Genomic DNA, 15,401 nt, shown 5'->3' on the forward strand with positions numbered 1-15,401 from the left:
TAGGCATCATCTTTGTTCTGACTCTATTGATTTGTAATTAAATTTGTAAAGAGCACAGATTATGGGAGTTCTATCACGTCGCAAAAACAAAAAATATTCTTACGAGCCTCGTTACTACAAGAATGAGGACAAGGATGGCAATCCGTTTGAGATCAGGCATAAGTTTGATGATTACAGGTCGACCATCGATAACCGTGGCCTTAAGACTAAGTTCAATAATGCCATGCGCGATTATAAGGAAGGAACTGAGCGTACGGCGCGCACTCGCATTTATATCATTGCGGCCATTTTGATACTTCTGTTTCTCTGGTTCATCGACTTTGACCTATCCATTTTTAGTTTCTAATTGACTTTATGTCAGACATCATACGTTTATTACCAGATCATGTAGCAAACCAGATTGCGGCCGGCGAGGTCGTTCAACGTCCTGCCAGTGTGGTCAAGGAGTTGTTGGAAAATGCTATTGACGCTTCCGCGAAAGCGATTACCCTAATCATTAAGGACGCTGGAAAAACGCTGGTGCAAGTGATCGACGACGGTAAAGGTATGAGTACAACAGATGCCCGCATGGCGTTTGAACGTCATGCTACATCAAAAATTAGCAGTGCTGAGGATCTTTTTGCACTGGCTACCAAAGGTTTTAGAGGTGAGGCACTGGCATCAGTTGCGGCGATCGCACACGTGAGTGTCAAGACCCGACGTGAGGAAGATGACCTAGGCACACAACTCGATATTGAAGGCAGTAAAGTTACAGGTCAGGAACCGGTCGTAACGCCAGCTGGTACCATGATAAGTGTGCGCAACCTTTTTTACAATGTTCCCGCTAGACGTAAATTTCTGAAATCGGACAGTGTGGAACTACGCAACATTACCAATGAGTTCCATCGCGTCGCCATGGCGCATCCACAAATTGCCTTCAAATTTATCAACAACGACAGTGAGTTGTTCAATCTGCCAGCAGGTTCTTACAGGCACCGCATCGTCAACATCATGGGTTCCAGAGTGGATGACAAGCTCGTACCGCTCAAAGAAGAAACAGAACTGCTTTCCATCCATGGCTACATAGGCAAACCAGAATTTGCTCGTAAAACAAAAGGCCTACAATACTTTTTTGCTAACGATAGGTTCATTAAACATTCCTATCTGCATCATGCCGTGGTCAGTGCTTTTGAAGGTTTACTGCCAGATAAGGCAAACCCCAGTTATTTTATATATCTGGATGTGCCGCCAGACAGTATCGATATTAACATTCATCCCACAAAAACCGAAGTCAAGTTTGAGGATGAGCACAGCATCTATGCCATTATTCGTGCCAGTGTAAAGCATGCCTTGGGACAATTTAGTATTGACTCCATTGATTTCCAAAAGGATACCGAGCTTGATTTGCCATACGAAAAGGCGAGAAGTGCCGCCAGTGCACCACGCATTGAGGTAGATCCAGACTTCAATCCGTTCAAGCAAACTGATTCCAGGTCGAGCAACACCCAAAAATCGAACGGTTATCGACCAGAAAAGTCGCCTGCATGGGAATCTTTATATGCTGGACTGGATGAAGATTCCACGATGACTGATGAGAATCTCGCTTTCCTGCCTGACCAGCAGGCAGGCGCGAAAGCGGAACAATCACTCTTCTCTCCAGAAGAAGCCACAAACGACACCAATATTTTCCAGCTGCAGCGCAAGTTCATTATAAGCACGCTACAAAGTGGATTGCTAGTCATCAATCAGAACCGTGCGCACGAGCGTATCCTGTATGAGCAATTGTTACGTCAACTTACCGTACAGAACGGTGTGAGCCAGCAATTGCTGTTTCCTATTTCCATCAATCGGCCACAAGAAGAGGTCACGATCCTGAAACAGCTGCAAACCGAGCTCGAGAGTGTTGGGTTTCTTTTTAAAAATTTGGAAAACGCCAACATTGAAATAGAAGGTTTACCGTTAGATTTGAAGGAAACTGATGTAGAGCCATTGTTGGATTCCATAATTGCATTCCAGCAAGAAGAATTACCAGACGGTAGTTTTTCCCATGTTGACCGACTGGCCTCTAGAATGGCTTCAAAAATTGCCATAAAAACGGGTGATGCTCTCAACAAAAAACAAATGGAACAGTTGATTGATGAATTGTTTGCCTGCAAGGAACCAGAGCTAACCGCTCAAAGAAAGAAAGTTTTTATCAATCTGACGGGCGATCACCTTAATTCAAAATTTAACTAGTATATGTTCAATAACCTGACACCAGTAGTCAAGAATATCATTATCCTGAATATCGCGATCTATATAGGTACGGTTTTTATTGCACCGGCATTATATGACGATTTGAGTTTATGGTTCTTTATGAATCCTAAGTTCCAGGTATGGCAAGTGTTTACACACATGTTCATGCACGATTTTTCTAGCTTCATGCATATTTTGTTCAATATGTACGCGTTACTGCTTTTTGGCCCTCTACTGGAGCGCTGGATGGGAAGCAATAGGTTCATTTTCTTTTATTTGGCCTGTGGTATAGGAGCGTATCTGCTTACCACTGGAATTGACTATTTTCAGTATCTAGGTTATGTGAGTGAACTTTCATCCCAAGGTGCTAGTGAGGCTGAGATAAGTCAGGCGATTTTTACGAGAACCAGTCTTGCTGTTCCCATGGTAGGTGCTAGTGGTTGTATCTTTGGGTTAATGGCAGGATTTGCTTATCTCTATCCCAATATGCCGTTTCAAATATTATTTATCCCTTTTCAGATTAAGGCAAAGTGGTTGATAGGCGCTTACGTATTGTATGAGACCTTAAGCACCTTTGGTATTTTACGACTACAAGATAACGTAGGTCATGCAGCGCATTTAGGTGGTGCCATCTTTGGGTTTATCATGGTGTGGTACTGGAAGCGCAACGACATGGACGGTTATAGAATAGACTAATGGATTTTGTAGATAACATAAAACTGAAATACGCAACGCTCAATGTGAGTGGTAAGTTGGTAGCGGTTATAAGTATCACTACTTTGTTATTTTGGCTCTTAGGACTTATCTATCCACCAATTACGGCCTGGTTTGCCTTGCCTTCACGATTTGTTCCTGCAATACTGCAACCATGGTCTTGGTTGACTTATGGGTTCTTACACGGCGGAATCTTTCATTTGTTGATCAACATGTTGGTGCTCTATTTCACGGGTCAAATGATGCTCAATCTATTCAGTGGTCGGCAATTTTTGACACTGTTTTTTACGGGTATTGTTGCAGGTGGCTTGGTATTTACGCTTGTTAGTGAGCTCTTTGTAGGTTTCTTTTCAAATAATGTCCTGGTAGGAGCTAGTGCTGGAGTTTATGCTACGTTGTTCTTTATCTGTAGTTATATGCCAGAGACACAGGTGAGATTGTTCTTCATCTTGAACGTAAAACTGAAGTACTTAGCCATTGCATTGATTGTCTTTGATATCATTGCTATTTTGACCAACAATAACGCTGGTGGTAGTGTGGCACACCTTGCTGGTGCTGCCGTAGGTTATTATTCAGCAACACGTATGAAGGCAGGTATTGATATTCTGGAAGGCTTTGCAGGATTCGGTGATAGTATGGTCAACTTATTCAAACCAAAACCTAAGTCTGCCAAAACGAACCGCAATATGAAAACGGTGTACCGAAACACTAACAAAACTTCAACGCCCAAAAAATCGGCGAGCGACCATCAAAAAAGAGTGGACGCTATTCTAGATAAAATATCTGCTAGTGGTTATGAATGTTTAAGCCGTGAAGAAAAGGATTTCTTGTTCCAGGCTGGTAAGGATTAATTCATTTTAAAACAGTCTGAATTTCAACATTAGTTAGGAGACTCCGCTTATTACTTTTTTAAGGTATCATTACTTTATTTACATTCAAATAGACTGAATGGTAGTAGTTTAACACCCATCAATTTTTGAAACATTTAATAATTTCATTTTTATATAATGCCTATTTTGCGATTATTAAACTTAAAACATCTTTATAATGAAGAATCTATTTTTTTCTGTAGTAATATCACTGGTGTTATTTAGTAATTATACTGTGGCTCAGGACACTAATCCTTCATTTAAAAAAGGCGATACATTCAAAATTGCACAGGTTGACAGCAACGACTATGAAGCCATACAATTCCCCAAAGCTAACTTCATAATCAAAAAAGGCGGCATCTTTAGTTACGATCGTGTTGTTAATGAGGAAGTGGAAATACATTCCGTTGATAAAAAAGAGGATGGAACTGTTATCGCCACGATCAAAAGAACCTCAAGAGGTAAATTCTTCAACAGTCATAAATATCTAAAAGTAGATATGGAAAAGGCTTTGGAACGAGGCGAGTTGGTCAGAATTTAATGCCGTAAGTCAGAATGGAGTCCGCTTTCGCGCCTGCCTGCCGGTCAGGCAGGACACCGGTGTTATCAACCCATCAGAAAACGGTAGGATCTTCTTTACCTGTTTGATAAAAGCTGGGCAGCTGCCATTCAAAAATCACCGCAAAAAATCTGATGGTAATCACGGTTAATCCTGAGATGATAAAGGCCCAATTTTCTAGTAGATTGAGTTTGGCCAGTAAAAAGTAAACCAAACCACCAGCGATACAGGCTGTGGCGTAAATATTCTTTCTGAATATCACTGGAATTTCATTTACAAGAATGTCACGTATCACACCTCCAAAACAAGCCGTGATACATCCTAAAGTGATACAAATCACAGGATGCAGTCCAGCGGTAAGTCCCATTTCTATCCCAACTACCGTATAAAGTCCAATACCGATCGTATCAAATAGGAAGAGAGTTTTACGCAATGTCAACAACCATCTTCTAAAAATAAATGTGATCAGTACACAGATGAGAATGGTGTACACCAGATCCATATTGAGCATCCAGCTCACTGGTCGTACGCCTATCAAAATATCGCGCAAGGTACCGCCACCAGCTGCTGTGACAAATGCGATGATAATAATACCAAACGGATCCAGCTTTTTAGCAAAGGCCGCAAGAGCTCCAGAGATGGCAAACGCAATGGTTCCCATCAAATCAATAATCTCAATAAAATCCATCTAGTTGCCTTGTGTTAAATAGGAGTAATCCTTGAGTACGGTGCGTACAAAAATACCGTCGCGCAGGTCAGAGTTTACCTGTAGCAATTGCTCCACCTTGATGCGTAGCATCTTTAAGGTTTCATAATCGCGACTTTCTCCAGCCAGTCTGTAAATTTCCTTAATCTCGTTGACGTCCTTGTCGGTGAGCATGTTGACCGTCAAAAATGTGGGCTCGTAATCTTCCTTGACATCTTCAAGAATGGTGTGGCTTATTTTGGTTTTCTTACGGGTGTCAATCACAATCGTGTCTGATGCCATATCACCCAATCGCTGGTTTTTATCACTGAAAATGATGGCTAGAATTCCAACTCCACCAAAGGTTGGAGCGGTTATCCAAATGTCGACCAGTCTAAGCATCCACGAGATGAGGTAATCGCTCCAGGTAGCTGGCGAGCCATCGATTTTCACCACTTTGGTTCCAACCACAAATTTCCCTGGCGTCCTACCGTTAAATACAATATTGAAGAAAAGCGAGTAAAAAGCCACTGGTAGGAACATCAATTGACTCAACCCAAAGGTGGTAAAATTGTCAAAGAGATTACTCATTCCATCCTCTATGTAACCTAGAATGATGATGTACACAAACATGATCACCAGATCTACCAAAACTCCAGTAATGCGATAACCCAAACTAGAAATATGGTAGTTGATATTTACATTCTGCGCTGTATTGATAGAAGTGTTTGACATGGGATTTTTAGTGTTTATCTTTAGCCAAAATTCACAGAATGCGCGAGGCGGCTTTTGTCAAGCAAAATAAAGAAAAATGGATGGCATTTGAAAAGGCTCTGGATGCTAATTCAAATATAAATGCCGACAGGCTGGCTAGTCTATATATTCAGTTGACTAACGATCTTTCTTTTGCCCAAACTTATTACCAAGAAAGCAAGACGTTGCTATACCTTAACTCACTGGCAAGTCAGGCTCATCAAAAGATTTACGTCAATAAGAAGGAAAAGGGAAACAAGATCATTAAATTTTTTAAAACCGAATTTCCCCTGTTTTTTGCAGAGCATCAGATCACGATGTTATATGCGTTCTTGATCTTTATGGTAGCCGTTGCTATAGGTGCCATAAGTACTTATAACGATGATTCCTTTACCAGGCTTATTTTGGGAGATTCCTATGTAAATATGACGCTAGAAAATATCAAGGATGGCAATCCTACAGGTGTTTATCAAGAAGATGGTGCGCTGGGAATGTTTCTCGCCATAACCATCAATAACGTTAGGGTTGGAATGTTGTGTTTTGCTGCTGGATTGCTCACCTCTATTGGTGCAGGATATATCCTATTTTCTAACGGAGTCATGGTGGGAACTTTCTTTGCCATGTTTGCGCTGGAAAATGTTGGGATTGAATCTTGGAGCGTTATTATGCTGCATGGTACTATAGAACTTTCGGTTATTGTGATTTGTGGTGCTGCAGGAATGATTATGGGGAACGCCATTTTGTTTCCTAAAACCTATGCGAGGCGCGTGTCCTTTGTGCGTGGTGCAAAGAACGGTATCAAGGTCGTGATCAGTACGGTACCTTTATTCATCGTGGCAGGTTTTATAGAAGGTTTCGTGACCAGATACGCCTTCATGCCTGCGATCATCAAATACTTTATCGTTGCGGTAAGTGCCGCGATAATTATAGGATACTACATTGTGTATCCTCAATATCTTAAGAAACAATATGAGCGATTACATAGAGCCTAGATTGCGCCGAGATTTTGGTGGCATCATCACGGCTTTTTTCAATTTTATGAAAGGCAACATCAAAGGGCTGATCAATGTATTTATAGGTTACAACGGGATTTTCTTCATCCTGTTTTTAATAAGCGTGTATTTTCTGGTAACAGGAATTGTAGAGTACATGGTCATGGAAAGCGGTGTGATTCTAGGTAACAACTATGGCAATACAGATTCCGCGTCAATTATTATCGGGCTCTCCATCATGTTCTTGATATTCTTGATCGCGCTGGCCAGCATTTTCAACTATGCCATATCAAGCAGCTATCTATCCTTATACGAAACCGAAAAAAGGAACAATCTGCCCAAAAAACTTGTGTGGAGCAAAGCCAAAAGAGTTTTTTGGGGCGTTCTGCTACTAGCGCTGTGCGCCGTAGTTCTGTATTTTATCTATTTCATAGCACAAATTGTTCTCGCCTTTATACCGGTCCTGGGAACGATTGTTTCCCTAATCATAGGACTGGGATTCAACGCTTGGATCAGTCTCTCCATCTTTAGTTATGTACACAATGAAGAGCATAATGTTTTTGACGCTTTTGGCGAGGCGTGGCAATTGCTTTTCAGTGGTTTTTGGAGAACCATAGGTGTCAATTTTGTTCTGGGTTTTTTAGTACAAATCTGTCTGTTTGCTTTGCAAATAGGTCCAGCCATCATTGTTGGGATCATCACGTTTCACGCGATTGACAATGGCGAGGCCTTTGCTGATAGTACATTGAGTCATATTTTGATCATTTTGATCGTGACATTATTCTGCATCATGATCATGTTCATGCAGCTTATCTCACAGGTCATCAACGCCTTTCTATACTTCAACCTGCACGAGTTCAAACACAACATTTATTTGCGTTCACGCATTGAAAACATTGGTGCACAAGTATGAAGCTGAAATTCTGTTTTATATTTATGCTGGTGTTCGCTTTCGCGAAAGCGCAGAACCTTCAAGATCTCGTTCCTGAAATTGAACAGCGACCGCGGCAAATCACAGATACGCTAGGCCGTGATTACGACGACCGCGTGATTGAAGTCAACGAGTTTCCAGAAAATCTAAACGAAAAATATTCGGGACCAGAGTTTGATTATGAGGACACCACTCAAGAAGCCGACAATTTTTTGACCGACTTCTTTGACTGGTTCTTCAAGAAGCTGGGCAGTTGGTTTGGTATCGACATCAGTCCATTCTGGGCTATCGTCATCAAATGGACCGTGTATGCCATTTTTGGAGGCATTGCCATTTATCTGCTTGTGCGACTCTTGACGGGCGAGAAAGCCTCTGGAATCAGAGCACGTGGCGGCGAGACCAGAAATCAAATCAAGATTGAGGAAACCCATATTGAAGAACTGGACCTCAACAAATTCATAAACGAGGCCATCGCAAATGGCAATTATCGCAATGCTATAAGGTATTTATATCTTAATTCACTCAAGAAGCTTAGTGCTGCTGGAAAGATTGAATGGGATTTCCAGAAAACCAACGGTGACTACTATCGAGAGATCAAGGATGCCGCGTTAAAGGATCAGTTCCAGAAGGTTTCTTATCTGTACGACTACGTTTGGTACGGAGAATTTGCCATTGATGAGTTCGCTTTCGCGAAAGCGAAACAACAATTTGAACTTCTCAACAAAAAAGCCGCCTGATGGATAAGCGATCAAAAATCATATTATTCGTTCTGGGCGCCATTCTCGTGGGCCTTTTTGTGGTTGAGAGCAGACGTCCCAAACCGGTCAACTGGCGACCCAGCTACACCAGCGGTGATAAGATCCCGTTGGGTGCGTTTGTTTTGTACGACAATCTTGATGAGATATTTGAAGGTGCACAGGTACAAAGTGTTGATCAAGTGCCTCTTGATTTCTTGCGAGAGCATGAAGATGAGACCGGTGCGACCTACATCTTTTTGAACAACTACCTGGAGTTTGACGCCACTGAAACTGATTATCTTCTGGACTTTGTGGCGCGCGGCAATAAAGTGTTTATTTCCAGTTCCAGCGCTTATGGTTCCTTGGCAGACACCTTAGGATTAGAGACCAGTTCCAGTAGTTATTATATGGATACCAGTAATGACACCATTAGAACTCGATTGACAAATAAGGCTTTTAAGGATCGCAGTTATGTGTATCATCGAGAAGGCAGCTATCGCTATTTTGAACGTTACGATACCTTGCGCACTAAGGTGCTGGGCGAGGTTCTTGCTTTTAACCCAGAAGGTAATTATCTGGAATCGATGTTTGAAAACGAGAATGACGAAGAAGATCTGGACAACATCATCGATAAAGATCCGGATAGTTTCAAGGCCATGAAGGCGATGGAGATCAAAACAAGAAAAACACCTCAAGTCAATTTTGTCGAAGTCACGGTAGGCGATGGCGCCATTTATTATAACTTGAGTCCTGTTGCCTATAGTAATTATTATATGCTTAATGGCAAGCAGCAATATGTTGCAGAGTCTTTGTCCTATCTCAAAAACGACAAGATTTACTTTGATGATTATGGGAAATCGGGAAGGCGAGTGGTCACGTCGCCGTTGCGATTCATTTTATCTCAAGCCTCACTGAGATGGGCCTATTACCTGGCCATTGCTGGAATTTTGCTTTATATGATTTTTGTAAGTAAACGCGAGCAGCGCATCGTTCCCGTGATCAAGCCGCTTGAAAATGCCACAGTTGAATTTACAAAGACCATAGGTAATCTTTACTATCAAAGTGGTGACTACACCAGCATTGTGGACAAGAAGATTACATTCTTCTTAGAACGCGTGCGCAGTAATTATTACATGAATACTGAAAAGCTGGATGAGGCTTTTATTAAAAGGTTATCGGCAAAAGCGGCTAGACCGTTAAACCAGACGCAAGAGCTCATTCAATACATCAATACACTTAGGGCAAAGCCTTTGCACAATCAATACGAACTGAAACAACTTAATAAACTTATTGACGCGTTTTTTAAAGACAATAAATAATGGAAGAGAATAACAACCCAACACCAGAAGATCACAACCAGAATCTTCCAGAGCCAGCGCAAAAGCAGCATGTGCACCAGCCAGAAGGTGAAGTCTCACAAGAAACACCTGCTGTGGAAACACCTGCTACAGACGATACCAATAGCGACGATCTAAAGTTTAGCAGTCGTGTTGACCTCACAGAATTGTCCAGCGCTGTAGCAACGATTAAAGAAGAGCTGCGCAAGGTGATTATAGGTCAAGAAGAAATGATCGATTTGTTGATCGTCTCCATACTTGCAAACGGTCACTCGCTTATTGAAGGAGTTCCTGGTGTTGCCAAGACCGTGACTGCAAAGTTACTGGCCAAAACCATGCAGGTAGGATTCTCAAGAATTCAATTCACTCCAGATTTGATGCCTAGTGATATTCTGGGAACTTCAGTTTTTTCCATGAAAAACAATGAATTTGAGTTCAAGCAAGGTCCTATATTCTCTAATATCATTTTGATAGACGAGATCAACCGTGCTCCAGCTAAAACACAAGCCGCACTTTTTGAAGCGATGGCAGAGCGACAGGTCACTATTGATGGTAAGGAGTATGTGATGGAGAAACCGTTTTTGGTTTTTGCCACTCAAAACCCAGTGGAACAAGAAGGAACCTATAGATTGCCAGAAGCGCAGCTGGATCGATTCCTATTCAAGATCAATGTTTCATACCCTAATCTGGAAGAAGAAATCAAAATATTGGAAGGCAACCATAACCGCAAAAACTCAGATCCAGAATCCATGATTGAAGGCATCATGAGCGCTGCACAGATTGTAAAGCATCAAGAAACGGTGAAAGGTATTGTGGTTGAGGACAATTTGATCAAGTACATTGCAGAGATCGTATTAAACACGCGTAACAACGCCAACCTTTACCTAGGAGCTTCACCTAGAGCTTCTATAGCCATTATGAATGGCTCTAAAGCGTATGCAGCTATCATGGGACGTGATTTTGTTACTCCGGACGATGTGAAATACATCGCCAAGGCGGTAATGAGACACCGCATTATTCTTACTCCAGAACGTGAAATGGAAGGATTCACGGCAGATCGATCCGTTGCTCAAATTTTAGAAACCATCGAGATACCGCGATAGTGAAGAACATCTATAAAGCCCTATTCTTAAGCAAACGATTTTTCCAGGTATTACTTGCCTTAATTGTGCTATTCATTGTGTCGTTCTTCTTTGAACGACTCATTGACTATCTAGTTATAGGCTTTTTTATATTAATTGGTCTTCTCGTAGTAGACCTCATACTGATTTACGGCAAGAGTAAAGGCATTAAAGCCAGCAGGATTTTACCAGACAAGTTCTCTAATGGTGATGAGAACCCAGTTGAGGTAAAGGCCCAAAACCAATATGGTTTTAAGACGTATCTGCGCATTATTGATGAATTGCCTATTCAATTTCAAAAGCGAGATTTCAAAATTGAAACAGAACTCCAGTCTGGAGCCATACAAACTATGATGTACACGGCTAGACCTACTGAGCGTGGTGAGTTTTACTTTGGATCCCTAAATGTTTTCGTTAAGTCTGGAATAGGTTTGATCTGGCGCAAGTACATTTTTGACCATGATGCCATGGTACCCAATTATCCATCCTTTTTGCAAATGCGCAAATACGAGTTGATGGCGTTCACCAACAAGCTCAAGGATTATGGAATGAAGAAGATACGCCGCATAGGCCACACGATGGAGTTTGAACAAATCAAGGACTATATACTGGGTGATGATGTGCGTAATATCAACTGGAAGGCGACGGCTAAGCGCAACCAATTAATGATCAATCAATTCCAAGATGAGAAGTCGCAACCTGTGTATAGTGTGATTGATAAAGGTAGGGTGATGAAGATGCCTTTTGAAGAGTTGAAGTTGGTCGACTATGCGATTAATGCAACTTTGGTGATTTCTAACATTGCCCTTAAAAAAGGCGATAAGGCTGGAATGTTTAGTTTTTCTAGTAGGGTTTATAATCAAGTGATGGCGCAAAAGAGATCGTCACAAATGAATTTGATTTTAGAGACCTTGTACAACTTGGATACCGACTTTCGCGAAAGCGATTTCTCACGTCTCTACATTGACATCAAGCGAAAAATTACACAGCGCAGTTTATTGTTGCTCTACACCAATTTTGAAACGCTAGATGCTTTACACCGTCAATTACCCTATTTGCAGGCGATTGCAAAGAACCACTTGCTTGTGGTGATCTTTTTTGAAAACACAGAACTGTCCATCATGTTGAAGGAAAAAGCGGAAACGACCCAAGAGATTTTTACTAAAACGATCGCAGAGAAGTTTGCTTACGAAAAAAAGCTCATCGTTAATGAGCTTAATAAATTTGGGATTCAAACGATATTGACAAAGCCACAAGAACTTACCGTCAATACCATCAATAAATATCTAGAAATTAAGGCAAGAGGATTGTTGTAGTAAGGATACCTATGACAATTCCATATTTAAGGCCTTGCGAGTAGAAGTTATCTCTTCGTACAAAGCTTTTGCTTTATCATGAATTCTAGCAGCGCGTTCACGGTCCTTAAGAGAAATTTCAAACGACTTGCGCATTAGGTTGCAATATCTTTTCTCTTTAAGATTAAGTGTCTTTTCTGCTTGCTCTATTTCAATATCGGTCATGGTACTCTAAAAACTTTTAATGGTCAAAATTAAAAGTTTTAACTAACAATGTTTTTAATACTGTATTAATCTAAGTTAAGAAAGTCTAAAAGCCTTGCGCTAATGGTCTAGTCTTGAAGCGCAAATACACGCCTAAGAAGATCTGTAGTTCTTGCGTTGACAGATTCACGAATCTGAATTTCTTCTTGTGCGATCATGGTGAAAACACCTTCCAATGCCTTTTGAGTCACATAATCTCTCAAATCAGGATTGACATCATTAAGCAACGGGATCGAGTTGTATCGTGTAATGGCGTCGCTCCATAATTTGGTCGCGCCTACTTCACTTAGGTTTTTATCAATTACGGGTGAGAGTTTATCATAAAGGCTTTGCTGCGTTTTTGATTCCAGATAACTAGTGGCGGCGCGTTGATTGCCTAGCAAAATGTTTTTGGCATCTGCAAAAGTGATGTCTTTTACAGCATCCACAAAAATGGGAAGTGCTTCTTTAGTCGCTTCTTCTGCAGCTCGATTCAATAGTTTGAGACCTTCATCTGCCACGCTTCCTAAACCGATTTTACGCAGACCGCTATCCACATCCTGTAATTCTTGCGGCAACAATATCTTTACGGCTTCATTCTTAAAAAAGCCATCTCTGGTCGATAATTTGGTCACTTGTTGATTGACGCCTTTATCAAGTGCCTGCCTTAAACCGTTTCCTATATCTGCTTGTGAAAGCGCTCCGCTTTGTGGTAACTGGCTGGCGATGGATTGAAGTTCTGCACAGCTGGAAAGGATCATGCAAGCAACGAATAGTAGGATGATTTTCTTCATGGATTAGGGTTTTATCAAATATAACTTTTAATTGTTTGCAGGGAATTTCTTTAATTTTTCAATAACGGAATAATGCTTGATGTGCCTTTCTAAACCCAAACCAACCTCATGCGCAATTTTATCTTTTTAGCAGTACTCGCTGTTTTGACTTCGTCCTGTATATCTCAAAGAGGACTGGAACGAAATTCTGATTTCAAAGCCGATCTTTTTTCTGCAAAACAATTGAACGGCGTCTATCAAAACGCCATTCCAGAGGATCCAGCGAATAGTCTTTGGCAGGACTTGTATAAAAATAAATCTCATAAGGATCTTGTGTTCAATGCAGACAATACACAAGTAGAGTTGAATCTTGTTGACAATAACAAATTAGTGGTGACATTGTATCGTTATGGTAGAAAGGAAGATGAGCTGATTTTTAAAGGGAAAATCAAAAACGGATACTTTGCCATCAACCGAAAATTAACGCTTATCCCATTACCTTTTTTCTACTATCATAAAGAGAACAAGACGATCATAGGCAATGATGATGAAGGGAATCTGGTGCTGGTTCAGGGTAAAATGTTGGAGTATGTAGTGTTATTATCGCTTATAGGTGGTGATCGTGATACCATATCTGCTCGATACGAGAAGCTAGATTGATCGAGCAATCCACCGAGAAACGTCCACACACAAAAAGTCCCGAAAAGCATCGCTCTTCGGGATTTTTTAATTTTTAAAATTAGCTTTAAAAGAACTAGGCATCAATCGATCCCATCACTTTTTGTGCAAATGCATTAGCAGCTTCTATACCACTCATACCATTCTCAACATTGTTGTGTACTTCAATGGCTCCACAAATGTTAGTGATCAATTCTCCTACCACATCCATTTCCTCATCGGTCACAGATCTATGTTCTGTAAAGTGCTCTAGTACTTCAAGCGTTGTTTCCAACTGCTCCTTGCTAGCTCCTTTTTGAAAGTGTCTAATTACTGGTAACTTCATGTACGAGGTCTTTAAGATTTTCAAATTTGTTGGTCTGTACTTGGTTCACAAACGCACCATCCTTGAAAGTGGCAAACGTAGGTAGGTTATCTACCGTCGCCAGTTTTCTGGATTCTGGATACTTTTCTGCATCTGCAAGGATAAAGATCGTGTCTTCGTTCTCGCTAGCCAGTTTCTTGAACTTAGGCTTCATCACGCGACAGTTACCGCACCAGCTCGCCATGTATTGGACCACTACTTTTTTATTTCCTGCTACAATCTCTTGTAGGTTATCTTGTTCTAGTGTTTGCATTTTTTAGTATTTAGAGGTTAGTATTTAGTAGCTAGACTAGAGAAATGCGAGAACATTTCCCTAGTAACTACCTTATACTTATTCATTCGGTGAATAAATTCTTGAAATTTAGCCAGGTAATATGCAGTGATCATGTTTTACAACAAAGCGCCTAGCGCGTGTCTAAATACTAAGTACTACATACTAACTACTCAGAATTAGTTTTGGGACAAGTACGCTGCAGTCGCTAGACGATCTGCCTTCATGGCATCTTTACCTTCTTCCCAGTTTGCTGGACATACCTCACCGTTTTTCTGTACGTGTGTGTACGCATCTATCATTCTTAGGAATTCATTTACGTTACGTCCTACAGGCATGTGGTTCACACCTTCATGAAATACCGTTCCTTCTTCATCGATCAAATATGTCGCGCGGAATGATACGTTATCACCCTTCAACAAATATCCTTCAAGGTCATCGTTGTACTCCTCATCTGCATCTAGGATGTCTAGCATTGTAGATAGATTACGATTGGAGTCTGCGATAAGTGGATATGTGATTCCTTCAATACCACCGTCATCTTTTGGCGTATTCAACCATGCAAAGTGAACCTCTGCAGTATCACAAGATGCACCTATAATTAAGGTGTTTCTTTTTTCAAATTCAGGTAATGCTTCTTGGAAAGCGTGAAGTTCTGTTGGACATACAAAGGTGAAATCCTTTGGATACCAGAATAATAATACTTTTTTGTTGTTGTTTCTTGCCTCTTCCAGCACGTTGATTTGAAAGGTGTCACCCATTTCATTCATCGCGTTTACTGTCAAGTCTGGAAATTTTCTGCCTACTATAGCCATTACAATTTTGTTTTTTATTTGAGGGTGCAAAAGTAGTCCTCGCTTTCGCG

19 protein-coding genes are annotated in these 15,401 nt (G+C 41.0%); 12 read left to right on the top strand and 7 right to left on the bottom strand.

Features of this window, described 5'->3' with window-relative positions:
• The first annotated feature begins 61 nt into the window (after positions 1 to 61).
• From BST86_RS02725 to BST86_RS02745, 5 genes are all read left to right on the top strand, one after another.
• Complete coding sequence (locus tag BST86_RS02725) at positions 62 to 346, top strand: riboflavin synthase subunit beta (protein ID WP_105981914.1); 285 nt, start codon at positions 62 to 64, stop codon at positions 344 to 346.
• Positions 347 to 354: 8 nt separating this feature from the next.
• The gene (gene mutL / locus BST86_RS02730) at positions 355 to 2,214 is read left to right on the top strand and encodes a DNA mismatch repair endonuclease MutL (RefSeq protein ID WP_105981915.1); all 1,860 of its coding nucleotides are present in this window, start codon (positions 355 to 357) and stop codon (positions 2,212 to 2,214) included.
• Positions 2,215 to 2,217: 3 nt separating this feature from the next.
• Positions 2,218 to 2,910, top strand: coding sequence for a rhomboid family intramembrane serine protease (locus BST86_RS02735; RefSeq protein WP_105981916.1), 693 nt, complete (start codon positions 2,218 to 2,220; stop codon positions 2,908 to 2,910).
• Positions 2,910 to 3,779, top strand: a complete 870-nt coding sequence (locus tag BST86_RS02740) for a rhomboid family intramembrane serine protease (RefSeq protein WP_105981917.1) — start codon at positions 2,910 to 2,912, stop codon at positions 3,777 to 3,779. Before BST86_RS02735 ends, BST86_RS02740 begins: the two co-directional genes overlap by 1 nt.
• A gap of 196 nt (positions 3,780 to 3,975) precedes the next feature.
• On the top strand, positions 3,976 to 4,338 hold the full coding sequence (locus tag BST86_RS02745; RefSeq protein ID WP_105981918.1) for a dihydroorotase: 363 nt from the start codon (positions 3,976 to 3,978) through the stop codon (positions 4,336 to 4,338).
• Between the two features lie 73 nt (positions 4,339 to 4,411).
• Here the strand turns inward: BST86_RS02745 and BST86_RS02750 are convergent, their stop codons facing one another.
• On the bottom strand, positions 4,412 to 5,044 hold the full coding sequence (locus tag BST86_RS02750) for a trimeric intracellular cation channel family protein (protein ID WP_105981919.1): 633 nt from the start codon (positions 5,042 to 5,044) through the stop codon (positions 4,412 to 4,414).
• Positions 5,045 to 5,776, bottom strand: coding sequence for an RDD family protein (locus BST86_RS02755; RefSeq protein ID WP_105981920.1), 732 nt, complete (start codon positions 5,774 to 5,776; stop codon positions 5,045 to 5,047).
• Positions 5,777 to 5,814: 38 nt separating this feature from the next.
• On the opposite strand from BST86_RS02755, the gene BST86_RS02760 reads away from it, so the two are divergent.
• The 6 genes from BST86_RS02760 to BST86_RS02785 are packed head-to-tail and all read left to right on the top strand — an operon-like array spanning position 5,815 to position 12,228.
• The gene (locus tag BST86_RS02760; protein WP_105981921.1) at positions 5,815 to 6,786 is read left to right on the top strand and encodes a stage II sporulation protein M; all 972 of its coding nucleotides are present in this window, start codon (positions 5,815 to 5,817) and stop codon (positions 6,784 to 6,786) included.
• Positions 6,764 to 7,699, top strand: coding sequence for a hypothetical protein (locus tag BST86_RS02765; RefSeq protein WP_105981922.1), 936 nt, complete (start codon positions 6,764 to 6,766; stop codon positions 7,697 to 7,699). The genes BST86_RS02760 and BST86_RS02765 overlap by 23 nt, the downstream gene beginning before the upstream one ends.
• Complete coding sequence (locus tag BST86_RS02770; protein WP_105981923.1) at positions 7,696 to 8,454, top strand: hypothetical protein; 759 nt, start codon at positions 7,696 to 7,698, stop codon at positions 8,452 to 8,454. Before BST86_RS02765 ends, BST86_RS02770 begins: the two co-directional genes overlap by 4 nt.
• Positions 8,454 to 9,773, top strand: coding sequence for a DUF4350 domain-containing protein (locus BST86_RS02775; RefSeq protein ID WP_172443301.1), 1,320 nt, complete (start codon positions 8,454 to 8,456; stop codon positions 9,771 to 9,773). The genes BST86_RS02770 and BST86_RS02775 overlap by 1 nt, the downstream gene beginning before the upstream one ends.
• Positions 9,773 to 10,894: an AAA family ATPase gene (locus tag BST86_RS02780; protein ID WP_105981925.1), complete on the top strand. Its 1,122-nt coding sequence runs from the start codon at positions 9,773 to 9,775 to the stop codon at positions 10,892 to 10,894. Before BST86_RS02775 ends, BST86_RS02780 begins: the two co-directional genes overlap by 1 nt.
• The gene (locus BST86_RS02785; RefSeq protein WP_105981926.1) at positions 10,894 to 12,228 is read left to right on the top strand and encodes a DUF58 domain-containing protein; all 1,335 of its coding nucleotides are present in this window, start codon (positions 10,894 to 10,896) and stop codon (positions 12,226 to 12,228) included. The genes BST86_RS02780 and BST86_RS02785 overlap by 1 nt, the downstream gene beginning before the upstream one ends.
• A 9-nt stretch (positions 12,229 to 12,237) precedes the next feature.
• Here BST86_RS02785 and BST86_RS02790 read toward each other — a convergent pair whose 3' ends face one another.
• Both BST86_RS02790 and BST86_RS02795 read right to left on the bottom strand, forming a co-directional pair.
• Positions 12,238 to 12,432 (bottom strand): hypothetical protein, encoded by a 195-nt coding sequence (locus BST86_RS02790; RefSeq protein ID WP_055412345.1) that lies wholly within the window; start codon positions 12,430 to 12,432, stop codon positions 12,238 to 12,240.
• A 107-nt stretch (positions 12,433 to 12,539) separates the two neighbouring features.
• On the bottom strand, positions 12,540 to 13,244 hold the full coding sequence (locus BST86_RS02795; RefSeq protein WP_105981927.1) for a DUF4197 domain-containing protein: 705 nt from the start codon (positions 13,242 to 13,244) through the stop codon (positions 12,540 to 12,542).
• 108 nt (positions 13,245 to 13,352) lie between these two features.
• On the opposite strand from BST86_RS02795, the gene BST86_RS02800 reads away from it, so the two are divergent.
• A complete protein-coding gene (locus tag BST86_RS02800) occupies positions 13,353 to 13,883 on the top strand; it encodes a hypothetical protein (protein WP_105981928.1) in 531 nt (176 codons plus the stop codon).
• Between the two features lie 94 nt (positions 13,884 to 13,977).
• Here the strand turns inward: BST86_RS02800 and BST86_RS02805 are convergent, their stop codons facing one another.
• The 3 genes from BST86_RS02805 to BST86_RS02815 all read right to left on the bottom strand — a co-directional run bounded on the left by BST86_RS02805 (position 13,978) and on the right by BST86_RS02815 (position 15,351).
• Positions 13,978 to 14,226, bottom strand: a complete 249-nt coding sequence (locus BST86_RS02805) for a DUF6952 family protein (protein WP_055412348.1) — start codon at positions 14,224 to 14,226, stop codon at positions 13,978 to 13,980.
• On the bottom strand, positions 14,207 to 14,518 hold the full coding sequence (locus BST86_RS02810) for a thioredoxin family protein (protein WP_105981929.1): 312 nt from the start codon (positions 14,516 to 14,518) through the stop codon (positions 14,207 to 14,209). Before BST86_RS02810 ends, BST86_RS02805 begins: the two co-directional genes overlap by 20 nt.
• Positions 14,519 to 14,715: 197 nt before the next feature.
• The gene (locus BST86_RS02815; protein WP_105981930.1) at positions 14,716 to 15,351 is read right to left on the bottom strand and encodes a peroxiredoxin; all 636 of its coding nucleotides are present in this window, start codon (positions 15,349 to 15,351) and stop codon (positions 14,716 to 14,718) included.
• Positions 15,352 to 15,401: the final 50 nt, after the last annotated feature.

It is taken from the genome of Nonlabens agnitus, from assembly GCF_002994045.1.
Lineage (GTDB): Bacteria > Bacteroidota > Bacteroidia > Flavobacteriales > Flavobacteriaceae > Nonlabens > Nonlabens agnitus.